This is a genomic window from Mesorhizobium ciceri biovar biserrulae WSM1271, assembly GCF_000185905.1.
Lineage (GTDB): Bacteria > Pseudomonadota > Alphaproteobacteria > Rhizobiales > Rhizobiaceae > Mesorhizobium > Mesorhizobium ciceri.
On the sequence record NC_014918.1, the window covers coordinates 368,164 to 392,077 of the forward strand.

17 protein-coding genes and 1 pseudogene are annotated in these 23,914 nt (G+C 63.1%); 12 read left to right on the top strand and 6 right to left on the bottom strand.

Annotation, left to right across the window (positions count from 1 at the left end; translation table 11 throughout):
• Nucleotides 1-71: 71 nt before the first annotated feature.
• Together MESCI_RS31930 and scpB are read left to right on the top strand one after the other, a co-directional pair.
• Nucleotides 72-1,025 (top strand): DUF1403 family protein, encoded by a 954-nt coding sequence (locus MESCI_RS31930; protein ID WP_013525334.1) that lies wholly within the window; start codon nucleotides 72-74, stop codon nucleotides 1,023-1,025.
• Nucleotides 1,026-1,027: 2 nt separating this feature from the next.
• Complete coding sequence (scpB, locus tag MESCI_RS31935) at nucleotides 1,028-1,750, top strand: SMC-Scp complex subunit ScpB (protein ID WP_013525335.1); 723 nt, start codon at nucleotides 1,028-1,030, stop codon at nucleotides 1,748-1,750.
• A 38-nt stretch (nucleotides 1,751-1,788) separates the two neighbouring features.
• Here scpB and MESCI_RS31940 read toward each other — a convergent pair whose 3' ends face one another.
• The 3 genes and pseudogenes from MESCI_RS31940 to MESCI_RS31950 form a co-directional block, all read right to left on the bottom strand.
• Nucleotides 1,789-2,313: an RES family NAD+ phosphorylase gene (locus tag MESCI_RS31940; protein WP_013525336.1), complete on the bottom strand. Its 525-nt coding sequence runs from the start codon at nucleotides 2,311-2,313 to the stop codon at nucleotides 1,789-1,791.
• Nucleotides 2,310-2,696 (bottom strand): hypothetical protein, encoded by a 387-nt coding sequence (locus MESCI_RS31945; protein WP_013525337.1) that lies wholly within the window; start codon nucleotides 2,694-2,696, stop codon nucleotides 2,310-2,312. Before MESCI_RS31945 ends, MESCI_RS31940 begins: the two co-directional genes overlap by 4 nt.
• Nucleotides 2,697-2,960: 264 nt before the next feature.
• Nucleotides 2,961-3,882: pseudogene (locus MESCI_RS31950) on the bottom strand (type I restriction-modification system subunit M); the annotation flags it as partial.
• Between the two features lie 417 nt (nucleotides 3,883-4,299).
• Between MESCI_RS31950 and MESCI_RS31955 the strand changes: the two are divergent.
• Both MESCI_RS31955 and MESCI_RS31960 read left to right on the top strand, forming a co-directional pair.
• The gene (locus MESCI_RS31955; protein WP_164920107.1) at nucleotides 4,300-8,712 is read left to right on the top strand and encodes an autotransporter domain-containing protein; all 4,413 of its coding nucleotides are present in this window, start codon (nucleotides 4,300-4,302) and stop codon (nucleotides 8,710-8,712) included.
• A gap of 74 nt (nucleotides 8,713-8,786) precedes the next feature.
• The gene (locus tag MESCI_RS31960) at nucleotides 8,787-9,833 is read left to right on the top strand and encodes a hypothetical protein (RefSeq protein WP_013525339.1); all 1,047 of its coding nucleotides are present in this window, start codon (nucleotides 8,787-8,789) and stop codon (nucleotides 9,831-9,833) included.
• 150 nt (nucleotides 9,834-9,983) lie between these two features.
• Here MESCI_RS31960 and MESCI_RS31965 read toward each other — a convergent pair whose 3' ends face one another.
• The 3 genes from MESCI_RS31965 to MESCI_RS31975 all read right to left on the bottom strand — a co-directional run bounded on the left by MESCI_RS31965 (nucleotide 9,984) and on the right by MESCI_RS31975 (nucleotide 13,068).
• Complete coding sequence (locus tag MESCI_RS31965; RefSeq protein WP_164778385.1) at nucleotides 9,984-10,610, bottom strand: LysE family transporter; 627 nt, start codon at nucleotides 10,608-10,610, stop codon at nucleotides 9,984-9,986.
• A gap of 131 nt (nucleotides 10,611-10,741) precedes the next feature.
• Nucleotides 10,742-11,851, bottom strand: coding sequence for a helix-turn-helix transcriptional regulator (locus MESCI_RS31970; RefSeq protein WP_244507013.1), 1,110 nt, complete (start codon nucleotides 11,849-11,851; stop codon nucleotides 10,742-10,744).
• Nucleotides 11,852-11,925: 74 nt separating this feature from the next.
• Nucleotides 11,926-13,068, bottom strand: a complete 1,143-nt coding sequence (locus MESCI_RS31975; RefSeq protein ID WP_013525342.1) for a helix-turn-helix transcriptional regulator — start codon at nucleotides 13,066-13,068, stop codon at nucleotides 11,926-11,928.
• 640 nt (nucleotides 13,069-13,708) lie between these two features.
• Here MESCI_RS31975 and MESCI_RS31980 point away from each other — a divergent pair.
• From MESCI_RS31980 to MESCI_RS32015, 8 genes are all read left to right on the top strand, one after another.
• Nucleotides 13,709-14,716 carry a YadA-like family protein gene (locus MESCI_RS31980; protein WP_224673607.1) on the top strand — a complete coding sequence of 336 codons (1,008 nt, stop codon included), beginning with the start codon at nucleotides 13,709-13,711 and terminating at the stop codon, nucleotides 14,714-14,716.
• Nucleotides 14,717-14,891: 175 nt separating this feature from the next.
• Nucleotides 14,892-15,398, top strand: coding sequence for a hypothetical protein (locus MESCI_RS31985; protein ID WP_245268661.1), 507 nt, complete (start codon nucleotides 14,892-14,894; stop codon nucleotides 15,396-15,398).
• A gap of 825 nt (nucleotides 15,399-16,223) precedes the next feature.
• Nucleotides 16,224-18,659 carry a hybrid sensor histidine kinase/response regulator gene (locus MESCI_RS31990; RefSeq protein ID WP_013525345.1) on the top strand — a complete coding sequence of 812 codons (2,436 nt, stop codon included), beginning with the start codon at nucleotides 16,224-16,226 and terminating at the stop codon, nucleotides 18,657-18,659.
• Nucleotides 18,660-18,664: 5 nt separating this feature from the next.
• Complete coding sequence (locus MESCI_RS31995) at nucleotides 18,665-19,042, top strand: response regulator (protein WP_013525346.1); 378 nt, start codon at nucleotides 18,665-18,667, stop codon at nucleotides 19,040-19,042.
• Between the two features lie 263 nt (nucleotides 19,043-19,305).
• Nucleotides 19,306-19,698 (top strand): response regulator transcription factor, encoded by a 393-nt coding sequence (locus MESCI_RS32000; protein ID WP_013525347.1) that lies wholly within the window; start codon nucleotides 19,306-19,308, stop codon nucleotides 19,696-19,698.
• On the top strand, nucleotides 19,698-21,440 hold the full coding sequence (locus MESCI_RS32005) for a YaiO family outer membrane beta-barrel protein (protein WP_013525348.1): 1,743 nt from the start codon (nucleotides 19,698-19,700) through the stop codon (nucleotides 21,438-21,440). The genes MESCI_RS32000 and MESCI_RS32005 overlap by 1 nt, the downstream gene beginning before the upstream one ends.
• Before the next feature lie 2 nt (nucleotides 21,441-21,442).
• On the top strand, nucleotides 21,443-22,480 hold the full coding sequence (locus tag MESCI_RS32010; protein ID WP_013525349.1) for a HEAT repeat domain-containing protein: 1,038 nt from the start codon (nucleotides 21,443-21,445) through the stop codon (nucleotides 22,478-22,480).
• Nucleotides 22,480-23,904, top strand: coding sequence for a glycosyltransferase family 2 protein (locus tag MESCI_RS32015; RefSeq protein ID WP_013525350.1), 1,425 nt, complete (start codon nucleotides 22,480-22,482; stop codon nucleotides 23,902-23,904). The genes MESCI_RS32010 and MESCI_RS32015 overlap by 1 nt, the downstream gene beginning before the upstream one ends.
• The last annotated feature ends 10 nt before the right edge of the window (nucleotides 23,905-23,914 follow it).

Consider the following 23,914-nt stretch of genomic DNA (forward strand, 5'->3'; position numbering starts at 1 on the left):
CTGCACGACAGGCTGTGCGTTTTGGGTCGAAATTGATGGCGCAAAGCGCACGGGCGCTTTACGCTCCAATCATGATTCGCCTCGATCCCGCGACCGCCAGCCTCGCCGCGCCGCCGACCGTACCGGCCTGGGCGCTCGCGTCCGGTCGTGACGCCAGCGAGATCGACGCCGCCTTCCAGGCCGGCGCCGCCCTGGGTGCCCTCGACACGCTTGCCCGCGCGCAAGCCAGTTGGGCCGGGACCTGGCGGCAGCGGCTGGCGCTTCGCTGTGCCGCCGCCAGCATGCGGTTGGCTGGGCGCGCCGAAGACGAGGCCGCCCTGCGCGACGCCTGGCACCTGCGCCCGGCCGGCGCCGATCCCGGCCCCGCCGGCGCCATCCTTGGCGCCTGGCGGCAGTTGGCCGGGCAGCCGCCCGGTGCCAGCGCCGATCGACTCGAAAACATCGTCGGCCAGCTCGGCCTCCATTGGGAAGGCGCCGCGCTTGCCGACCTGGGCACGGAGATCGAACAAGTGGTGAGGTCGCAGCGGCCGGCGCCGTTCGCCGCGGCGGCGATCGCCGCTCACGTCGTCGCCGTACGCCCCGACTGCGAGCTTTTGGCTTGGTGGCTGGCCGACCTGGTGCTGGCGCACGGCCTGCGCTGGCCGCGGCCGGTGCCGCTGCTGATGGCGCAAGCCTTTGGGCCGACTTTTCGCGGCGAGGCCGGCGGCAAGCGCATCCGACCCGCGGACAAGAATTTTGAGCGCGCGGTCTGCGTCGCGCTGGTTCACGCGGCGGCGGACGCGTGCCGGCTGGCGGCCGAGCTGTCGCGTCGCGCGGAGCGGCTCATCGCCGTCGCACCGAAGCTCAGGGCGAAGGGGGCGGGCGATGTGATCCAAAGACTGCTCGACGACGACGCCGTCTCCGGATCGCTGACGACCAAAAGCCTGTCGCGCTTTGCGGCGCGACGCCTGTTCGAGCGGCTGCAACAGCTCGATGCCGTGCGCGAGCTTTCCGGCCGCACTACTTTTCGGCTGTTTGGGCTGTAGCGATGAGCGAAGCGTCCGCCCGCCGCAAGCCGAACGAACAGCCTGTGCTGCTCGACACCGAACTCGCCCACCTGCCGCCGGAGCTGCGCTGGCGCGAATGGATGGGCCGCGTCGAAGCGGTCATTTTTGCGGCCAGCGAACCGGTGACACGCGGTGTCCTCGCGCGGGTGGTGGGAAAAAACTGCAATCTCGAGCTGATCATCGACGACATTCGCGCCGAGCTCGCCGGCCGCCCCTACGAGCTGGTCGCGGTCGCCGGCGGCTGGCAGCACCGGACCAGACAGATCTTTGGCGACGCCATCCGCGCCGCATTCGGCACGGCAGCGGGCGAGCGGGCAAAAGAACTGTCGCAGGCGGAGGCGCTGGTTTTGATGTGCATCGCCTATTTCCAGCCGATCACGCGTGGCGAGCTGTCTTCCTTCTTCGGCAAGGAGGTGTCGCGCGACCTGATCGGTGTGCTGCGGGGGCAGGATCTCATCGCCTCGGGGCCGCGCAGTCCGCAGCCGGGCGCGCCCTATACCTATGTGACGACCAAAAATTTTCTGTCGCAATTCGGGCTCGACACGCTGCGCCAGCTGCCGGATTTCGAGGCGCTCGAGGACGCCGGGCTGCTGTCGAAGGAGAAGCTGCTGGCCGGGGATATACCGACCGGTCTTGTCCGGGGGGAGGGCGACTTCGAAGAGGGCGACCCAACGACTGGCGTCGTTGAGGATGAGGCGCTCTGAACTGATCGGAAATCGGGTTGCTTACGACAGCTAGCAACTCAGGGCCATGATGACTGATCGGTCGGTAGCCGGTGATCGGGATCGTGAACCGCGACCTTATCACCGTCGACAAGATTGGCCGGAAAGATCACCAGATTGGTGCCGCCGGCGTGACGCAGCGACGGAAACAGAATACCGCGAAGCCCGGTCGTAACGACCAGGTCCGCAAGCTTCCACGATGACGGTATCTTGCTGTCGATGCGAGCGATCTGGCGCCAGGCACAATCCCATTCGTTCCAGGCACTATCCCAAACATTCGGGTCGAACCCCTGAGAAAGATCGGCGATCTCGGAAAGCGTGATCTTGTAGGCGGCAAGGGTGGCGGGCGGGGTGATGCTGGCACCCTGCTTGTATTCCTCCAACGCTGTCTGAGGCGCGCGGGACAGGTAAACGGCTTCGACGCCGGGCCGATTGAAGCGCCCGCCATCGATCGCCGCGCCCCCACCACTGGTGGGCAGGAAGGCCCATTTGGGTGTCAGATAGCGATGGAAGATCTCGTCCGGCCCGACGCGGGTGACCTTCACCCGCGCGCCCCGTTCTCGAGATCCCGGATGAAGGCCAGCACTGCTTCGACCTGGCCGCCCGCGACGAGTTCGGCCGCCGTGCGATGGCCATAGTCGGCGATCGGCTCATTGCGATACCAGTAGATCGCCTTGTCGACGTCGCCGGTGAGTTCCGTTGCGGCCGAAATCACCTTCACCATCTCGCGCATCCGACCCTGCAGTCGCTCCGACGACGGGTTACGGAGCGTGTTGCGGTGGACGCCGGTCAACTGCGCCAAGTTGGCCACCTTCACGCCCAGCGCCTGCGACAGGCGCTTCGGCGAGATATAAGGCGTGCGCGGCTCCTGCAGGCTGTCGACAAAACCTGAGACCACTTTCGATTGTGCGAGCTGTGCGTGGGTCATGACAAATCTCCGACCTCTCTCTTACGCACAATATATGCACATTCCTAGGCATAGCAAGTGAACAGAGCCCGACGCCATTTCCAGCGCACTGCTTGTGCTTCCCCATCCTCGTAGCGGATGATAGCTAGCTGTGAGCTAGCGGCAGCAATGCGCCTCATTACCGCCGTACAAGCCAACATCGATATAGACCGAAAGCGGACGTGGGAAATCAGCAGCTCTCAAGGCGCACCGGCGCGCTGCTTGATGGTCGATTCGAGCCCGGCGTCATCCTTTTGAAAGCGGCAAGGTTGGAAGCCCAAGCTCGCGCAAGAATGTGTTGTGCTTCGCTGTCGCTGCGCGAAACTGCTTCTGACCAAGTCTTCATTGGCGGCTATTAGATCGATTTCGAGCTCATCCTCAGCCGTTCTGATGTAGCGGGAAATATTGAGGTTGTGACCCTCGTCGGCGATACGATCGATGCTGACGCGCTTGGAATAGGTCCTCCTCCTTACGGAACTTGTAGGTTTCGATGATCTTGCCGATATGGTCCGTTGTCCCGTTCTTGCCATCCCCTAATTTGTTCTGACGCTTGTCCTTCAAAAAGTGCTCGGCTGCGTTGATGAAGAGAACATCGTCGGGCTTCTTACACTTCTTCAGAACAAGGATGCAGACCGGGATACCCGTCGAATAGAACAGGTTGGCGGGCAGTCCGATGACGGCGTCGATGTGACCGTCCTTCAGCAGCTTGGTTCGAATGCGCTCTTCCGCCTCACCTCTGAACAGCACCCCGTGGGGGAGGATGATGGCCATTACGCCTTCATCCTTCAGGTAGTGGAAACCGTGCAACAGGAAGGCAAAGTCCGCGGCCGACTTGGGCGCCAGCCCATAGTTCTTGAACCGCACATCGTCGCCCATCGCCTCAGTCGGATCCCAGCGCAAACTGAAGGGCGGGTTGGCCACAAATGGCATCGAAGGAAGGCTTCTTTGCAGGATTCAATTCGCGCAGGATGTCCCAGTCATTGGAAAGCGTATCGCCGTGGTAGATCTCGAATTCAGTGTCCTTCACGCCATGCAGCAGCATGTTCATGCGCGCGAGGTTGTAGGTGGTGATGTTCTTTTCCTGCCCGTAGATTCTGCCGATGCCGTGCGGCCCCATGCGCTTGCGCACGTTCAGCAGCAGCGAGCCGGAGCCGCACGCGAAGTCGAGGCGCAGATCACCCGGTCTCTCTGGAGCGAATATTCGCCAAACCGGAAGCCGCCGGCAGAGCCGGCTCGTGGCGTTGTTGAAAGGGGCGTAGGCATTGTGCGGACAGAGCTCTGACGGGTGGCGTCAGCTCTGCCTGCCACTATTTTCACCTTGGTCGATAATTAGCACAACAGAATATGTGGCCAGCCGGCAACAAGCCGGCCAGCAATCTATTGCTTACCCACAAACCGACGAACAGTCGTCATATGACGACTGTTCGGTCCACGGCCTTGGCCGCAGTCTCCGCCGCATTCGAGAATTCGACGGGAACTGAGCGTGATGGCAAGAATGATCGGGCACAGGCAGGCTGTTCTTTCGCCTTCGATTCCGGGAAAGGCTTCCACGAATTCGGCTTTGCGGTGGAAGCTGCGTTCTCAAGTGAGCCGGCTTGCACTGCGATCCGCTGTTGGCGTTGCCGCAGCTGCGGGCGCGACCCTGCTGGCACCGGGACAGGCCTGGTCGGCTTGCTTCGTTGTTGGCGCCACGATCCAATGCGACAATACCACCACCATCGACACGACGTATCCTGATAACCCGCCCAATGACCGAGCTTACTCTGGTGCCATCGCAACACCGATCATCCTCAACATCGATGCAGGAACGACGGTAAGCGGCAATGGCCTCGCAGTTTCCAACACTGGCGCCGGTGGTCTCAACGTCACCAACAATGGCACGATCAGCATTGATGCCGGCAACATGCCAACAGCTGGCGGCACCGCGGCGCTCTCGCTCTCGGCAGCCGGCGGCGTGATCACCTACACGGGTGGGAGCATCATCAACAACGGCACCGGCAATGCCTTCGATGCGGCGCAGACGGGAGGTGCCGGTTCGGTCGACATCAACATCGCCGCAAGTGTCTCTGCGGCAACAGGCGAAGGCATCACCGTCCGCGACGTAGCGACCAGCACCGGCGTTTCGGTCAAGACCAACAATGTCAGCGCGCTGGCGTTTGGCAAGGACGCGATCGATGCGCAGAGCCAGTCGCTGACCGGCAACATCGCGGTGACCGCCAATGGCGACCTTCAGGCGGGTAACGCCGGTTTGGTGGCGGTGATCGTTCCAGGTGCGGCAACCGGCAATATCGAGGTGACCACCAACGGGTCGATTGACGCCCGGTTCGGCATCGACGCCGAGAATCTCGGCACGGGCAGGACGACGGTGGTCGCAGGGGGTCCAATTGCCGCGACCACCGGCAACGGCATCTTTGCCGCATCGGTCGGCAGCCATGTAATAGTGGCAGCGCGCGATGTCACCGCCACCGGCAACACGGCGATCGTAGCCTGGCACGCCGGAGCTGGCGCGGGCGCGGTTGACATGAGCGCGAACAATGTCTCCGGCACGACGGGCATCGTGGCCACCAACAATGGCACGGGCACGGTTGGCGTCACTGCCACCGGCACGATCACCGGCACCCTCGCCGAGGGTATTGTGGCGACCGGTAACAATGCAGTGAGCGTAAGCGTCCTCGAGGCAGTGACCGGGGCGACCAACGGCCTGACCCTGATCGGCGGGACCGGCGGCGGCGGCGACATCTCGGTGACCGGCGTCGGCGGCTTCGTCGGCGGGACCGGCGACGCGGCGAACATCCTCAACAACGGCGCCGGCACCCTCACGGTCGACATTGCGGGCGCGAGCAACTCCACCGGCGGCCATGGCATCTACGTTCGCGATACAGCCCTTGGCGGCGACATTGGCGTCACCACAGGTGCCGTGAGCGCGCTGGCCGGAACCGCAATCGACGTGCAGACCCGGTCGGAGACCAGCAATCTCGACGTGACGGCCAACGGCGCAATCGATGGCCGCAGCGGGATTTCCGCCGTAAACTTGGGCGGGGGCACGCTCACGGTGACGGCGGCTGGTCCGGTCACCGCGACTGGCGGCGGCAGTGGCGGCATCTTTGCGCAGGGCAGTGGCGGCAATATCAAGGTGACTGCGGGCGACGTCACCGCCACCGGGTTTGCAGGCATCACCGCCCAAATGGTCTTCGCAGCGACTGCGGCCACGGTCGATGTGACCACAGGCAATGTCTCTGGCACGAGGGGCATCGCCGCGACCACTGGCGGCACGGGCGCGATCACCGTCACCACGGCCGGCATGATCACCGGCACCCTCTCCGAGGGCATTCTGGCGGCCGGCGGCGGCGCAGTGACAGTGAATGCCGCCAACACGGTGACCGGCGCGACCGATGGCCTGGAGCTGATCGCCGGCACCGGCGGCGCTGGCGATATCTTGGTCACCGGCGCCGGCGGTTTCGCCGGCGGCAGCGGCGATGCAGCCAACATCCTCAACAATGGTTCCGGCACGGTCAGCGTCAACATCTCAGGCGCCAGCAGCTCGATGGCAGGCAAAGGCATTGTGGTGCGCGATACCGCCGCAGGCGGCGCCATCACTGTCACCACCGGCGCGGTAACGGCGCTGGCCGGCAGCAAGGACGCCATCGATATCCAGGCGCAGTCGACGACCGGCAATGTCACGGCGCTGGCGAACGGCGACATTAAGTCGGGCAATGCCGGCATCGTCACCGCGATCTTCCCAGCTGCCGCAACTGGCAACATCAACGTGACGGCCAATGGTGCCATCGGCGCACGATTCGGCGTCGACGCGGAGAACTTAGGCTCCGGCTCGACGACGGTGAAGACGGTCGGTCCGGTAACCGCGACGTCGGGCAATGGTGTCTACGCGCGCACCACCGGCGGCAGTGTGTTGGTGAACGCCGGCGCGGTGTCCTCAACGGGCAATACGGCGATCATCGCGCGTCAGACCAACGCGGCGGGCGCCGGCACAGTTGGTGTGACGACCACCGGCGCGGTGTCGGGCCTGACCGGCATCGAAGCGACTAATAGCGGCACCGGCACGGTCACGGTGACTGCCAACAGCGCGGTCACCGGCACTGCCGCCGAAGGCATCAAGGCAACCGGCGCCGGCGTGGTGAACGTCAATGTTGCCGGCACGGCCAGCGGCGTAGCGCGCGGTGTGACGGTGACGGGTTCCAGCGGCACCATCACCAATACGTCGGTTGGTACGATCCGCAACAGCTCCGGGCTGCTGACCGACTCAGCGCTCGTGGCCACCGGCGGGCCGTTCGTCCTTGCCAACGCAGGTTTCATCACCGGTACGGTGACCTTTGGCGCTGCTGCTGACACATTCAACAACAACGGCACTTGGCGCACGGCGGGCGGCACCAGCGATTTCGGCGGCGGCGGCGGCGGCGACACGATGACCAATGGTCCCGGGAGCATCGTCGATGCTGCCGGAGTGGGCGGTATCGCGACAACCAACTTCACCAACCTGGCGATGTTCGTGAATCAAGGCCGCACGACGGTGGTCAACGGCTTCGCCGGCGATGTGCTCAACACGAGCGGCAATGCGCAGTTCGATGGAAGCTCGATCTATGCGGTCGATATCGGGGGCCTCAATCAATCGGACAAGTTTGTCTCGACTGGCACGACGACGCTGGCTGCCGGTTCCACTCTTGAAGTCCATATGGTGGGCAACCTGCAAGTCGGCGCGCAATACAAGGTGCTCACCGCCGACGGCGGCTTGACCGGCGAATTCGGTTCGGTGACCGGCGTCACCAATACCGCATTCCTGTCGGTGACCGACACCTACGACGCCAACAACGCCTATCTCGACGTGGCCAAGGTGCGTGACTTCGCCGATGCCGGGCTGACGCCGAACCAGATCGCCACGGGCGAAGGGCTGGACAGGCTGACTAGCGGGGCTGTGTTCGGCGCCGTCGCCGGGTTGGCCACCGATGCCGAGGCACGCACTGTCTTCGACCAGCTGTCTGGCGAAATCCATGCCTCGGCCAAGGGCATGCTGGTCGAGGACAGCCGCTTCGTCCGCGATGCCGCGACCAGCCGTGTCCGCGCCGCCTTCGGCGATGTTGGCACCGCAGCACTTCCCGTCATGGCCTATGGCGAGGGTGGCCCCGAGATGGTCGCCGCCGACACCGATCGCTTTGCCGTCTGGGGCCAGGCTTTCGGGTCCTGGGGCAACACCGACAGCGACGGCAACGCCGCCGCTTTCGATCGTTCGACGGGGGGCCTGCTGGCGGGCGCCGACACGCTGGTGGGCGGCTGGCGTGTCGGTCTGCTTGGCGGTTACAGCCATGCGAACTTCGATGCCGATGATCGCAGCTCCAGGGGCGACGCCGACAACTCCCATCTCGGTCTCTATGGCGGCACCAACTGGGGCGCCATCGCTTTCCGAACCGGTGCGGCCTACAGCTGGAGCAGCCTGTCGACAAAACGCTCGGTCGCCTTCAACGGATTTGCCGATCAACTTTCGGCCGACTATGACGCCGGCACCGCGCAGATCTTCGGCGAACTTGCCTACAAGGTCGGTAGCAGCGGGCCCGATGCCGAGGGCTTCAAGTTCGAGCCCTTCGTCAATCTCGCCTATGTCAGCGTGCACACCGACGGCTTTACCGAAAAGGGCGGCGCGGCAGCGTTGACCAGCGCGGGTTCCACCACCGACGCCACCTTCACCACGCTCGGCCTGCGCGGCTCGACCGGTTTTGCGCTCGGCAACATCAATGCGACAGCGCGCGGCATGCTCGGCTGGCGGCACGCTTTCGGCGATACCACGCCGCTGTCGACGGTCGCCTTTGCCGGCAGCGATGCCTTCACCATCGCCGGCGTGCCGATCGCCACGGACAGCGCCGTGATCGAGGCCGGCATCGACCTCAAAATGTCGGCCAATGCGACGCTCGCCCTGTCCTATTCGGGACAGTTCGGCGGTGGCGCTGTCGACAATGGCGCTAAGCTCGATCTCGCGGTGAAATTCTGACGGCGAGAGGTGGCGATCATCAGGAAGCGCCGTCACCTTGGTTGCAAGATTAGCCAGAGACTGATGGAGGCAGCATGGTCAAGTCGATGGGCGATTTCCACACGAAGCATGAAAGCGGCTTTACGCCAACAGAGGGGTGTAAACTGCCGTTCGACGCGGACATTCTGGAAGGTGAGGCCAAGGCGCGAAAGCAATTGCTTGGCCATCAGAACGCTTTCCTTTCCAAGCCCAAACGGTCCGCCAAAGACGTCGACGATCTGATCGAACAGATGGTCGCGTTCGACAAGATCCGGTCCGGGCACTATTGGCGAGAATATCGAACGGATCTGATCGCGCGGAACGTGCGTTCGGCGGTTGGCGAAGCAGGATCCATGCTTGATCTGGGCAAGTTGTCGCCACGACCGGCGACCAGCACAGTCATGATACCGCGCCTCAAATTGCCGGACTTCGACCCCGTTCCTTTTGGTCCGGTCGAACGGGGGGAGCGACAGATCATCGACCTGAGCTCGGTGGCTCGAGGAACCTACTTCGACAAGTGGTTCAACTACAATGGGCGCTGGACGCTCACCCAACTCTTCGATCACGCCGTGACTGATCCGGTACCCCTGTCAATGGATTTCGTCAGCGCCAACAATTTGGACCCATACGATGCGGATGGCCTGTGGGCTGCGAGCGAAACCGGCGTCTGGTTCACCTATGTGCCTGATATCGACGGCTACGTAACGCTTTTCTGGCTATCGGACCCACTTACCTATCGCCTGTTCACACAATACTCTCCGCGCGACGCGGACGGTTGGGCGAATGGTTGGCTCTCGGTGGAAGGGGTTGTCGGCATCTGGACACAAAATTCATTCGCAGGGCGCGACTATGTCGAGATAGCGAGCAGCAACGGCAATGCGCATGACACGCTGCAGGCAACCGGCGTCCTTTTCATTCACAACAGCACATACCCCGTCCAAGCCGGGAAACCGGTCAATGTGCTGATCGGAACGCGGTCGAACATATTTGGTGTCTGCGACGGAACTGGGATTAATTTCGGAGCGGGCGTTGTCGCGCGGATTGACCAGCCCATCTCCGTCTTCACACGAGCGGACCGGGAGCCATATTCGCCGTTCTATTAAACCGCGCAGGCGAGCCGATCTTCGGGGACTGGAGATCGTCGGGAGTGCGTCGCTAATCGCCGATGGCGCGAGTGCGGCCCGGTCGTCGCTTGCCGTCCTAGCAAATTGCAGTGAGCGCGACCCTGTCCAGTCCAGACACCGCTACATGTTTTAGCCCTTCAACGACCCAAGCGCGGCGAAGCCGAGCGCCACCAGGGCACCTCCCAGGACGATATCCGCATGCTTTCGGAAACGTCTGTAGAACCGCTGTGTTACAGGTTGGGAAATGCAAAGGCCAAGAAGACCAAACCAGGCGATCGCAATGGCAAACACCAATGCGACCACGGTTAGGTAAGTCGCCCCGCGGAGATTTAAGTTCAGCGTTGAAGAGGCGAAAAATATTGCAGTTGCGGGATTTGCCACCGCAGTGACAAAACCCAGCCGGAAGTGCCGAACGTTTGCGACCGGTTTCGGCTCATCCGGTCCCGTCTTGATCGACCAAGCTCGCCGCATCGAGTTCCATCCAATGAGGACCAGCAGTGCGCCGTAGAGGCTGGCGGCTATCTGATGCGCGATGCCCTCGTGCGGCAATGAACCGACCCCCGTCGCGACGACGGCCGCCAGCGAACTTGCGCCAAGGGCGATACCGGCGGCAGCGGAAAGCGCCGTAGCACGCGACGCGGTCAGCCCGGCCTGCGCAACGACGGCAAAATTGGCACCCGGCAGCATTGCCACGAGCGTATAGGAAACGGCAAACGGAAATAATCCGGCCGCGACAACGTATCCGGTTTCCATCATTGATTGGCCCCGCATCATCAACGACCTGCCCTACTTCATGGCTGGCCACTGCAAACCTAGCCAAAATCTGGCCGAAAGACGCGGCCCCGAACAATCGGCAAATGCCGACTGTTAGATTTTTTGTTCGGGAATTACCGGCCACGGCCGCTGAGCGGCTCGGTACTTTTGAGCAGCGCGACCAGTTCGCTCTGCTGCCGGGTCCGGGTCTTGGAGAAAATCCGTTCGAGATAGGTGCGGCAGGTCTTCACGGTAATGTGGGAAAGGGCCGCGGCTTCCTTTAGAGACCGCCCCGATGCCAATGCCGTTGCAAGCCTCGCTTCGGCGGGTGTCAGGTCAAACAGGCTGCGAACATGTAGCTCGAAGCCATCGGGAGTGCGCCGGGCGACCTCCGTCACCATGATCACCGCGCAGCGCTCCGACGCCAGGCCATAGGCGCGGGCATCGACGAACGGTGCGACTGACAACACCAGCCGCGTCAGATCAGATCGCTTGTGATCCGATGGCACGATCAGCGTTCCTCCGGTGCCTGGCATGGCGCCGTTCCGCAACGAGCAGGCATCGGCAACCAGCCGTTGAAGCTCCTGCGCATCTCCGGCATTGGAGGCGACTACCACACCGTGCTTCAGCGCCAGCGGACTGTCGGGCCGCGCCAGCATCGCCTCGGCGGCCTCGTTCATCTGCACGATCCGCTGATGGCCGTTGATCAGAAACACGCCGAAGGGCAGATGCGAAAAAGCCGATGCCAGCGCTGACGTATTCTCCAGCCGCCGGCCGATCTGCCCGGCGCGCAGCATGTGCGGCACGATCTTTTGCAACAGCTGGACGTCGTCGCCACCGAACGCTTCCTGCCTCAAACCGCGATGAATATCAAAAAACCAATAGGAGCCGTTGGCGGCCAGAAGATTACAGGCAAGCCCGTGATACATGTCACGCGGCCTGTACCAGTCTTGCCAGAGTTCACGGCGGCGGAAGCCGGCGCCCCCTTCCGTTACCAGCGTGCGGTCATAGACTTTGCCCACAGGCAGGGCGGCCGCGACTACGCTGATGGGATCGCGCATGTGCGCAGCGGTTACTTCGGACGAAACGAACTCGGGATCATAAACTGTTGAAACTGCGTTGCTCGTCGTTGGATCGAGCCGCACAATGCAGGAGCGCGAGCCGCCAAGGAGATCGCGCAGACCAGTCACTGCCTCGAGCCAGCGTTCCTGATCGTAGGCAGCCTCGTAGATCTGGCCGACCACGGCGGACACCGCTTCCAGGTTTGCGTCAGCCATTGGCCTCGAAATCCTTAGCACGCTCGCTGTGCATGAGCCGGCTACCCGCCGCGCCCGCTAAGCGGTTCGGTGCTCTTGAGCAGCGCAACCAGTTCGCTCTGCTGCCGGGTGCGGGTCTTGGAGAAGATACGTTCGAGATAGGTGCGGCAGGTCTTCACGGTGATGCTCGAGCTTGCCGCGGCTTCCTTCAGCGTCCGCCCGGATGCCAATGTCGCTGCGAGCCGGGCTTCGGCCGGCGTCAGGTCGAACAGGCTGCGGACATGCGTCTCGAAGCCATCGGGGATGCGCCGGGCGACCTCGGTGACCATGATCACCGCGCACCGTTCCGAGGCCAAACCGTAGGCGCGGGCGTCGACGAAGGGCGCAACCGACAGCACCAGCGGCGTCAGGTCGGAGCGCTTGTGATCCGACGGCACCATCAGCGTTCCGCCGGGTCCGGGCATGGCTCCGTCCGGCAGCGAGCAGGCATCCGCGACCAATTGTTGAAGCTCCTGCGCATCCCGGGGATTGGAGGCGACGATCGTGCCGCCATTCAGCCTCAGCGGGCTGTCAGGCCGCGCCAGCATTGCCTCGGCGGCCTCGTTCATCTGAACGATCCGCTGGTGGCCGTTGACCAGGAACACGCCGAAGGGCAGGTGGGAGAAAGCCGATGCCAACGCCGAGGTGTTCTCCAGCCGCCGGCCGATCTGCCCGGCGCGCAACATATGCGGCACGATCTTCTGCAACAGGTCGATGTCGTCGGCACCGAACGCGTCCTGCCTGGAGCCGCGGTGAATATCGAAAAACCAATAGGAGCCGTTGGATGCGAGAAGATTCGAGGCGAGCCCATGATGCATGTCGCGCGGCCTCATCCAGTCCTGCCAAAGCTCACGGCGGCGGAAGTCGGCGCCGTCTTCCGCTATCCGTGCACGGTCATAGATGTTGCCAACCGGCAGCGCAGCCACGACGGTGCTGATGGGATCCCGCATGTGTGCTGCCGCCGCCTCGGGAGTACACAGTCCCGGATCATCGACAGTCCCCACCGCGTTGAACGCCCGCTGATCAAGCCGCGCGATACAGCTTCGCGATGCCTTGAACAGGTCGCGCAGGCCGGTTACCGCACCGAGCCAGCGTTCCTGGTCGTAGGCCGCCTCATAAATCTGGCCGACCACGGCGGAGACCGCTTCGATGGTGACGTCAGCCATGGGAACTTTCCGATCCTTGGGACCATCAGGTTTCGTGAAGAAGCCTAACACACGGAAGCTCTCGCGCAAGTTGCATTGTCGCTGAAGGCGATGATGTCGCCACCGGGTTCCCCTCATCGATAATTAGCAAAAATGAATATGTGACCATGCGGCAACAACCCGACCCAACAAGGAGGTAGCGGCCTCACAAAGCGAGGAACAGTCGGCATATGACGACTGTTCGCTTCATCGCCTTGTCTGCACTCTCCCGACACATCGGCAATTTGATCGGGGGTTTTTGGGCGTGGTGGCAAGAATGATCAAGCAGGCGGGCGCGCCGCGCCAACTAGAGACAGCCGCACCGTCGGATGGGAGGCGGTTCCGTCTCGCATCGAGAGACGCGAAAGCGACTGAGCAAGACAGCTCGCGCGGCGGTCCGGTCCTCGTCACCGCTTTGGCCGGCGCGATGGTTTTGGCCATCTCGGTATTTCCAGGGCATGCGTTGGCAGGTGAGTGCGCTGGCGGCCACGACACTGGCCATTCCAACAGCCTCGCCTGCGGCAATGATACCAGTATCCCTATAGGACAGGCACAGACATCTGCTGCCTTCGCCACAGCCGTCGGTCCGCACGCGTATGTGGGAGAACTCGAAGGCTCGGCCGTGGGTTATAATGCGGAGGCAGGGGCGCAGGGCACTGCCCTGGGCGCCTATTCAAAAGCGGGACTTGATATCGGCTTTCTGAGCAGCGGTGGCACGGCCATCGGCATGGGCGCCGAGGCGGGCGTAGCGGCTGATGGGCAGAACGAAGCCACTGCATTGGGTCACAACTCAACCGCCAATGCCTTGAACGCCACCGCGCTGGGCGCTGGGGCAACCGCCAATTTCTTGGCTTCCACCGCGATCGGCCAAGGCGCATCGACAACGCGCGACAACCAGGTCGCCATCGGCACGGGCGGAAACACCTACACGCTGGCCGGCGTCAATTCGCAGGCGAGCAAGGACGCGCAAGGCGCCACGACCTATCTGATGACAACGGACGGCGACGGCAATCTGGCGGCTTCAACATTCGATGTCGCGACCCTCGAAGGCCTGCCGGCACAGGTCGCCCAGAACAGCACCGACATCACCAATCTGAGCACCACGGTAAACAGTCATACAACGCAGATCACCGCTAACACCGCCGAGCTCGTCGATCATGAGACGCGCATCACCAACAACACGACGCAGATCGCGGCCAACACCACCGAACTCGCCGATCACGAGACGCGCATCACCAGCAACACCAACACGCTCACCACGCACACCACGCAGATCGCGGATCTCGACACCAGGGTAACGACCAATGCCACCAATATTGCTGCGCTCGACGGCCGCGTTGGCGCGCTTGAATCCGGCTTCCAGGATATTGGCAAGCAGATCAGCGCAAACCGCACGGAAGCCCGTGGCGGTACGGCGCTAGCCCTGGCGACGGCGGGACTGCGTTACGATGACAGGCCTGAGAAACTGTCGATCGCTGGCGGCTTTGGTCATTTCAAGGGGCAATCGGGCCTGGCGCTGGGACTTGGCTACAACACCAGTGAGGATTTTCGCCTCAACGCCGCCGTGTCGGCGACAACCAGCCGTGGCGATGTCGGCGTCAGCGTCGGAGCCTCATGGACACTGAACTGACGCGGCCGGCATGAACGGGGTTTTGGGGCTTCAGCAGATCGTGTCTTTTCAGTGGCGGGCGCCCGGTTGGCGGACCCCGGGCGCCCGCGGTTTTTTCGCTGCGTTGGCCGTCGCGCTGATGGTCGTCTCGGTGCCTGTGCAGCCCGCGCATGCGCAAAGCAGAGACAAGCGGGTGATGCAAAAGGCAGCCCATCCCGCCAGCATCGACCGCAACGGCGTGCTGATCCTCACCAGGACAACGCTGCTGGCGCTCGACCAGGCCAACAAGACCGGCAACTACACCGTGCTGCGCGATCTCGGCTCACCGAATTTTCAAGCCAACAGTGCCGCGGGGCTCGGCGACATCTTCGCCAGTCAGCGCAAGCAGGCGCTCGATTTCAGCGCCGTCGCGGTGCTCGATCCGCAACTGACCTTGCTGCCGCAGATCGAGCCGAACGGTATGCTGCACATAGCGGGGTTTTTCCCATCGGTACCGCTGCAGGTCAATTTCGAGCTGCTGTTCGAACCGGTGAACCGGCAGTGGAAAGTCTACGGTGTGTCGGTCAACCTCACGTCCGGCGGGCCGCAGGCGCCCGACACACCCGCCGCCGAGCCGCCGAAGAGGGCCGTTACAGGCCCGCCGCCGGATGGGCCCTCGATCGCCGTGCAAGCGAAGAAGGGAACCAAAGCGGTCAAGCCGTAGGAACGTGGATGCAGGCGGAGCGCTGTTCATCAATGAAGGCGCAACCGTTACCATCAGCAATGTCGACCTTTCCGGCAACGAGGCCAAGGGCGGCGTGGCCAGCAACATCCATCTTTCGTTTGGCGGCGGGTCCGGCGGCGCAGGCAAGCTTCGGGTGGCAATGACTCGGCAAGCCAGGGCGGCATTGGCGGCTCGCCCAATGGCGGCAACGGCGGGACGATGCTCGCAACGGTCGTCATAACCAATACGGCTCGATCGGCGGTGGCTTCCGCCTTATTGTAGTGGAGGTAGGGCACACCCAGCAGATGCCTTCCCAGATTTGCCCTGCGTAAATCGTCAGTGTCGGCAAGGACTAGGGGACCACCTGCTGTAACTGCCCCGGACTGCGCGAGTTGGTGAGCTAGAAGTCCGCCGATCTTTACGCGGCCGATAAGAAGTATGGCTTTGCCACCAAAATTGCCGCGCGATCCCGTGTTTCGACTATAGATGTACCCACGGGGCAAATGTTCCCACCCCTGTGTCTCACAGGCGTGCCGATTTTCGTCAAGGGCTGGTGGGGCAGGGGACGGGTTTTGGCGAACAAGGCTGTTCACGTGAAAAGGATGGATGGCGACTGTCTGCCAAAAATTGGCGGAACGCGGACTTCACTGCCCTAACCGGACCGTCGGCTTTGCGCCTCATGTCGGCCATAGATGCAGCAGCAATCAAGGTGGCCCCACCGAGCTGCCCTGATCGCGGGGTCGACCGCACCGCCGACCGGGCTGTAGCTTCTTTAGACCTCGGATAGGTTTTGGCGCTATCTATCGGAAAAAAGGAGCCGAAGTCATGATCGAGATCTGGCAGTCACTCCTCGCCAATCTTGCACTGGTCTCCATCCTCGTGGTCGCCTGGGACCTTGTGGCGGACTTCACCGGGCGCCTTTCGAAGCGGATGCAGTCGCTGCTTCTTGGCGTGGTCATGTGCGTGGGCGCGATCATTTCGATGGCGACGGCGTTGTCCGTCTCCGGCTTCGTCGTCGATCTGCGCGCCGCCTTCATTGCTGCGGCCGCGTTCTTCGGCGGATGGCCGGCAATGCTGATCGCCACGGTCGGCTCCATTGCCTATCGCGTCCATCTCGGCGGGCAGGGCGCCAGCGCCGGGGTGATGGGTATCCTCATCACCGCAATCGTCGGTATCGCGTGGCATCACATCGTCGCGGCCCGTTCGCGCACCATGTACGACATATTCGGTCTGGGCGTAACGGTCGCTCTCGCCGGGCTGATCACGCTTCTGGTCATCCCCACGCAAGCCGTCGCCGGCCTGGTGCAGCAGAGCACGTTCCCGTCGCTCGTGTTCCGCTTCCTCAGCACAATCATCATCGGCGTCCTGCTCGATCGGCAGCAGCGCCGGCGGGAGCTCTTGATGTCCAACATGACCTACCGGGCCATGGTTCGCGAACTGCCCGATTGCCTGAACATAAAGGATGTCGACGGCCGCTTCATCGCCGCCAATCCGGCCACCGCCGAAATGGTTGGCGCCACTTCAGTCGACGATCTGATAGGCAAGACGGATTTCGATTTCTATCCGAAAGAAGTCGCGGAGCGGTTCCGGCAGGATGAGATGGGCGCGCTGGAGGCAGGGCAGACGCTGCGGATCGATCAGCCGGCGCTTTTGCCGGATGGCCGGCAAGGCTGGCTCTACACGCTCAAGGCACCGTTCCGCGACGAGTCCGGCAAGATCGTCGGTGTCATCACCTACAATCGCGACATCACCGAGCAGAAACGCACCGCCCAGCTCAAGAACGATTTCATTTCCACGGTCAGCCATGAGTTGCGCACACCGTTGACCTCTATCCGGGGTTCGCTCGGCCTGATCGCGGCCGGCGTGGCCGGCGAACTGCCGCCCAAGGCCGCCAATCTCGTCAACATCGCCCATACCAATAGCGAAAGGCTGGTTCTTCTCATCAACGACATTCTGGACATGGAGAAGATCGAATCGGGCGTGATCACCTTCAAGATCAAGCAGATGCCTGTCCGCCAGGTCCTGGAGCAGGCCATTGCCGCCAGCTCCAACTACATGGCCGACAGTCGGATCAGGATCGTTCTGGTCGACGATGCCCCGCGCGCCGAGGCCAACATCGATCCGGATCGCCTGCACCAGGTGATGGCGAACCTCCTGTCGAATGCGATCAAGTTCTCGCAAACCGATGGGACCGTCACTGTGAAATTCCAGCGTCGTGACCGCGACATGCTGCGCATTTCCGTGGTGGACCAGGGCGCCGGCATCCCGGAGGCTTTCCGCAGCCGTATATTTGGAAAGTTCGAGCAGGCGGACGCCTCCAGCACCCGTAAAATTGGCGGCACCGGCCTGGGCTTGAGCATCGTCAAGTCCATCACCGAAAAGCTCGGGGGCGCCGTTTCCTTCGAAACCGAGGAAGGCCAGGGAACCTCGTTTCACGTCGACCTTCCCGAGGCGCACAGGCAGGCCGACAAGCCGGTTTTGGTCGAGCGCCGGGCGCGCAAGCGCGATGGCCGCCTGCGTGTCCTCATCTGCGAGGACGAGCCCGACATCGCTGCGGTGATCGCGGCACTTCTTGATGCGGAAGGCTTTTCCAGCGACGTCGCGCCCGATATCGACACCGCCAAGGCGCTCCTGAGCTCCCGCGACTACGTAGCGCTGACGCTCGACATCAAGCTGGCGGGGGAATCCGGCATCAAGCTCTTTCACGACTTAAGGGCATCACCGGTGAATTCCGACATTGCGGTCATCGTCATCTCCGCCGTCGCCGACGAGGCCAGGCGCTCGCTGAACGGCAGCGCCGTCGGCATCATCGATTGGCTGGAGAAGCCGGTGGACTCGAAACGGCTTCACGCCGCTCTCGCCAAGATCGTCGGCCGCAGGGTCGAGCCGAGGCCACAGGTCCTGCATGTCGAAGACGACGAGGGCGTGCTCGCGGTGATGTCGGAGGGGCTGGGCTCGGGCGTCTCGATCACATCCGCAAAGACGCTGCAGGAAGCTCGGCAGGCGGTCGCGAAGCATCGCTTCGATCTGATCATCCTGGACATTGCACTCCCCGACGGATCTGGCCTGGATCTCCTCGTCGATCTGCCGCTGGAGACCGGCGTCATCGTGTTTTCGGCGGCGGAGCTCGACCAGAAACTCGGCGATCGCGTGCAGGCGATCATGACCAAGACCAAGGCGTCGGAGATCGATGTGGCAAAGCTGGTCAGGAGCATGTTGGTTACGTCCCGAACCCGGCTTGCCGCGAACGCCAAGGAGTGATGCTGATGCGCGCAAGGATCCTCTATGTGGATGACGAGGACGATATCCGCGAAATCGCCCAGATGTCGCTGGAGCTCGAGCCGGAATTCGAGGTGCGGTCCTGTTCTTCGGGCATGCAGGCACTGGCCGATGCCGCCGAATGGCAACCCGACCTCATTCTGCTCGACGTGATGATGCCGGACATGGATGGGCCGGAGACGCTGAGGCGTCTGGCCGAGGCTGGCGCGACGGCCTCGATACCCGTGGTGTTCATCACCGCGCGCACCCAGACGCATGAGGTCGAACGCTATCTGGCAATGGGCGCGGTAGGGGTGATCGCCAAACCGTTCGACCCGCTTGCGCTTGCCCGTGAAGTCAAAAGATTGCTTCTGTCGCGCGCCTGAGTCGACGATTGACTGGCCACCGAGCGCGTTCTGGCTGCAGACTGTGCGATGCCGTTCAGGGCTCCTATACCATGTCGCCTTATTCATCTACTGATTGTGCCGAGGGTGCAGGCGCAGCGAATCAGGTTGTCTATAATCGCGGTGGCATCGGCGGACGTCGATGAGAGAGCTGAGAAGAATATTTCTGTCTGCATGAACCGCATTGGCGGATGTCGGTTCATGGGTTGATCACTCCGGGGGGCGACGGAACCGGAGCAAGGCTGGTGAACGGATCGAAGGCAAGAGTTCTGATTTGCGACGACGATCCCTTGTTGATCGAGCTGATGGAATTCAGGCTCAGGGCAAAGGGATATGAGGTCATCAAGGCAGTAGACGGGGCGGAAGCGCTCTTGAAGGCGGAGCATGAGGCGCCGGACATCATCGTGCTCGACGCGATGATGCCCAAGGCCGACGGCCTGGAGGTGCTTGCCCGCATCAAAAACGATCCGGCTTTGTCCGAAACTCCGGTCGTCATGCTGACCGCCCGCAAGGGCGAAAGGGATATCGTCTCGGCCCTGGAGAAGGGAGCGGACGACTATCTTGTGAAACCATTCATTCCCGAGGAGCTGCTGGCCCGGCTTGCGCGTCTGCTCGCGCGAAAGAGCGGGAAGCGCTGATGCGGCGCGGCCGGCGCGCAGCCCTTGCCGCATGGCTGGTCCTGACGATCGCTGCGCCCCAGGGCGCGGCGTTGGCGCAGACGGTGGATGAACTTTACGAGTTCGGCGTCAAGGCCAGGCAAGCGCAGCGTTTCGAGGCGGCGGCGGGTCTTTTCCGGCGAGCCCTGGCGCTCAGGCCCGACAATGCCGACGCCCTGGTGCAACTCGGTTTCGCCGAGCTTGGCCGCAACAATCTGCCGGCGGCGCGCGAAGCCTTTTCCAAGGCACTGTCCCTTGCCCCAACCTATCGGGACGCCAGCTTCGGCATGGCCGAAGTCGAGTTCCGCTCGGGCAATCCGGACGCCGCCTTGCCGCTCGCCGAAGAGGTGTCGCGTGCCGAGCCCGACAATGCCGATGCAAGTACCCTTGTTGCCAACATCCGCAAAGCCCAGCGGGCCGGCAGCAGCAAGGCGAAACCTGCGACCGCGAGGAAGATACCGCGCCCGCCGCGGCCGGATCCCGTCGCCGGCCTGATGGAGGAGGGCCGACGATCGCGGGCTGCGGGACAATTGCCGGAGGCGGAGAATGCGTATCGCCGCGCCCTTCGGCTGGCGCCGAAAAACACTGATATCCTGGTCGCCATCGGTTTGGTGGCTGGCTCCCAGCAGAAATTCGACCAGGCCGGGCAGTTCTTCGACCAGGCGCTGGCCATTAGGCCCCGCCTTCTCGGTGCCCGCCTCGGCAAGGTGCGCCTGGCGATCTGGCAGGGCGACGTACCGCGCGCCCGCGCGATGATCGATGATGTGCTTGGCACCGCGCCTGACAATGTCGAGGCGATGGCTCTCGACGCGCGAATTTCCCTGCTCGAGCAGGATTACACGCGGGCCGAGCAGTCGTTTCAGCGGGTGCTGGCGGTAGATTCGCACAATGCCGAGGCGCTGGTGGGGATCGGCGACCTGCGCCGGGCGCGTGGCGACGACTTCGCCGCGCGGGAAGCCTACCGCCAAGCGCTCGCCATCGAGCCGGGCTCTGCCGATATCGTGCAAAGGCTGGCTGCGCCGCCGCCGCGCAAATGGCGACTCGATCTGGGCAGCGAAGTCAGCGATCTCACCGAGGGGCTTGGCGACTGGACCGACAGTTCGGTTGGCCTTGCCTATCAACTCACCCCGCAGACAACCATTTCAAGCCACACCCGGATGGCGACCCGCTACGGTCGCACCGATGTTCAGATCGACGGCCGCATCGACCAGGCCTTTTCGCCGACGGTTTCGGCCTATGTGCTGGCAGCGGCGACGCCGGATGCCGATTTCCTGGCCCGATATTCGATCGGCGCCGGCGCTTCGTGGCAGATCATGGCGCCCGCGAAAGCGCTCGGTCCGTTCTCGCTCAACATCGATGCTCGCTATGACAATTTCGTCACCGCCGAGGTCACCACAATCTCGCCCTGGGTGCAGGCCTATGTCCTGGACGGCCGGCTGGGGCTTTCGGCACGTTGGGTTCACGCAGCCGACGATATCGGCACACGCGCCGATGGCTATGTGCTGCGGGCCGATCTTGCAGTCACCCCGGCCGTCAACGTTTTTGGTGGTTATGCAGATGCCCCCGAGATCTCCGACGGCACGCTGGTGCCGACGCGTACCGTCTTTGGCGGCATCTCCTGGGACGTCACCGATCCGCTGACGCTGCGCGGCAGCCTCGCCCATGAGCAGCGCCCGACATTCGACCGAACCACATTCGGGCTCGGCCTAACCACGCGGTTCTGATCATGTTGTACATCTGGCACTTATCCATCCTGCTCAGTGCCCTTTCCCTGGCGATCATGCTTCTACTGATCGTGCGTCGGGTATTGCAGGAGCGCCGGGGGACGACGGGCGCCGATCAGCGGCGCCTTCTTCTGACGGCGCTGATCGCCTTCACCGAAAATCGCGATCGCGAGGCATTGAAGACGGCGCTGCTTGCGGTGCCGGCGAGGGTGGCGGTCGATGCCGGTTTCGAGTTTATTTCGCTGTTGCGCGGCGAGGAGCACGACGAGCTCCTCTCAGCCTTCAACGAATGTGGCCTGCCGGCGCTTGTCAGTACCCAACTGGAAAAAGGCAACGCCGCCGAACGCATCCACGCGACCGAGATGCTGGCGGCGCTGCGTTCGGAAAACGCAGTGGCAAGCCTGCTTTCGGCACTCGACCGCGACGGATCACGCGAGGTCAGGATCGCCGTCGCGATCGCGCTCTGCGATCTCGGCGCCTTGCCGCCGCTCGTCATAACGCTGCGCAAGATCGGCGTGGCGGGACAGCGCTCGCGACGCCTGATCGAGCTTTTCAGGCGCTTTCCGCCGAAGCGGCTCGACGAACTTGAGGATTACGCCAGACTTCAGGGCGCGGTGCCTTTCATTAGAGCGGCCGCAATCGATGCACTTGCCCGCAACGGCGGGTTCCGGTTTGGCGACTTCTTTGCCCGCGCGGCCGGCGATCCGTCATCGGAGGTTGCCGCAGCCGCATTGCGGGCACTCGGGCTGACCGGACATGCCAATGCGACGGCCATCCTGACCAAGGCGATGGAAATTGGCGGCTGGAATGTGCGTGCAGACGCTGCCAATGCGGCGGGCCGCCTCGGCCTGTCTGAACTCGCCGCGCCCCTCGCGCAGCTTATGGACGACGAGGCATGGACTGTGCGCTATGCCGCCGCCAACGCGCTCCGCTCGTTCGGCCAGAAGGGAGAGCAGGTGCTGCGCGAGATCGCCACCAGCGAGGTCTCGCGCCGCCAGCGCACCGCCTCGCTGATCCTTGCCGAGGGGCCGGCCGCCTGATGTTCGACTGGAGCCAAGAGATCGTCCTGGGTGCCTCCATCCTGTCCTGGTTCATCATTGGGGCAGGGCTGGCGCAGACGGCGGTATACCTGCTGCAGCTTATTATTGCCGCCTACGCGCTGTCCAAGCGCCCGCCAGTCGCGCGTTCGGCGCTGCTATGGCGCCGTTATGGGGACGTCGCGCCGCCAATCGCGCTCCTGGTACCCGCCTACAATGAGGAAGTGAACGTAGTCGAGAGCGTGCACTCGATGCTGGCGCTTGAATATCCGAATTTCGAGGTGATCGTCATAAACGACGGCTCGAAGGACCAGACTCTGCAGCGCCTTATCGAAGGCTTCAAGCTTGTGAAATTCCATCGGCCCTATGAGGAGGCCCTGACGCACAAGCCGATCCGCGGTCTCTATTCCTCGCCGATGACCGAACGGCTGTTTGTGGTTGATAAGGAAAATGGCGGCAAGGCCGATGCCCAGAATGCCGGCGTCAACGTCTGCCGCGCGCCGCTGTTTTGCGTGATCGACGGCGATTCCATCCTCGAGCCCGATGCGCTAATGCGTGCCGCGCAGCCCTTCATCGACGATCCAGAGCGCACCATCGCTGTGGGCGGCACGATCCGGATCGCCAACGGGTCCAGGATCGAAGGTGGCAGGGTGCGTGAGGTCCGGCTGCCGAACCGGCTGCTGCCCCTGTTTCAGGTGGTCGAATATCTGCGGGCCTTTCTCATGGCGCGGCTTGCCTGGAGCCGCATCAACACGCTGATGCTGGTGTCCGGCGCCTTCGGCATGTTCCGCCGCGCCGAAGTGGTAGCGGTTGGCGGCTTCACCGGTGGGTCGATGGGTGAGGACCTCGATCTTGTGATCAAGCTGCACCGTCACATGATGGACACCAAACGCAAATACCGCATCCAGTTCATTCCTGAGCCGGTGTGCTGGACCGAAGCGCCCGAGTCACTCCGCGTTCTTGCCAGACAACGCACGCGCTGGCAGCGCGGTGCGCTCGAATGCTTCTTCCGTTACCGCTCCATGCTCTTCAACCCCCGTTATGGGCGTGTTGGCTTCCTCGGCTTTGGTCACATACTGGTTGTTGATGTGCTGGGGCCGATTTCGGAAGTCCTGGGCTATGTGCTCATTCCGACCTTTTGGCTGCTCGGCATTCTTTCGACCGAGTATCTCTTGGCGTTCACATCGCTGGTTTTCACCTACGGCGTTTGCGTGAGCGTGTGTTCGCTGGTCCTCGAAGAAGCCGAGCTTCAGCGTTTTCCGCGCGCGCGGGACCTCGCCGTGCTCACGGCCGTGGCAGTGATCGAGAACTTCGGCTACCGCCAGCTCAACAATTTATGGCGCGTGAAGGGCTGGTGGCAGTATCTACGCGCCGACCAGAGCTGGGGCGAGATGACCAGGACCGGCCTGACTGGACCTAAGAAGTGAGCCCTTTCGG

Coding starts and splice junctions, on each gene's coding strand:
- MESCI_RS31930 (WP_013525334.1), top strand. CDS start 72: ATGATTCGCCTCGATCCCGCGACCGCCAGCCTCGCCGCGCCGCCGACC.
- scpB (WP_013525335.1), top strand. CDS start 1,028: ATGAGCGAAGCGTCCGCCCGCCGCAAGCCGAACGAACAGCCTGTGCTG.
- MESCI_RS31945 (WP_013525337.1), bottom strand. CDS start 2,696: ATGACCCACGCACAGCTCGCACAATCGAAAGTGGTCTCAGGTTTTGTC.
- MESCI_RS31960 (WP_013525339.1), top strand. CDS start 8,787: ATGGTCAAGTCGATGGGCGATTTCCACACGAAGCATGAAAGCGGCTTT.
- MESCI_RS31965 (WP_164778385.1), bottom strand. CDS start 10,610: ATGATGGAAACCGGATACGTTGTCGCGGCCGGATTATTTCCGTTTGCC.
- MESCI_RS31975 (WP_013525342.1), bottom strand. CDS start 13,068: ATGGCTGACGTCACCATCGAAGCGGTCTCCGCCGTGGTCGGCCAGATT.
- MESCI_RS31985 (WP_245268661.1), top strand. CDS start 14,892: ATGCAAAAGGCAGCCCATCCCGCCAGCATCGACCGCAACGGCGTGCTG.
- MESCI_RS31990 (WP_013525345.1), top strand. CDS start 16,224: ATGATCGAGATCTGGCAGTCACTCCTCGCCAATCTTGCACTGGTCTCC.
- MESCI_RS31995 (WP_013525346.1), top strand. CDS start 18,665: ATGCGCGCAAGGATCCTCTATGTGGATGACGAGGACGATATCCGCGAA.
- MESCI_RS32005 (WP_013525348.1), top strand. CDS start 19,698: ATGCGGCGCGGCCGGCGCGCAGCCCTTGCCGCATGGCTGGTCCTGACG.
- MESCI_RS32010 (WP_013525349.1), top strand. CDS start 21,443: ATGTTGTACATCTGGCACTTATCCATCCTGCTCAGTGCCCTTTCCCTG.
- MESCI_RS32015 (WP_013525350.1), top strand. CDS start 22,480: ATGTTCGACTGGAGCCAAGAGATCGTCCTGGGTGCCTCCATCCTGTCC.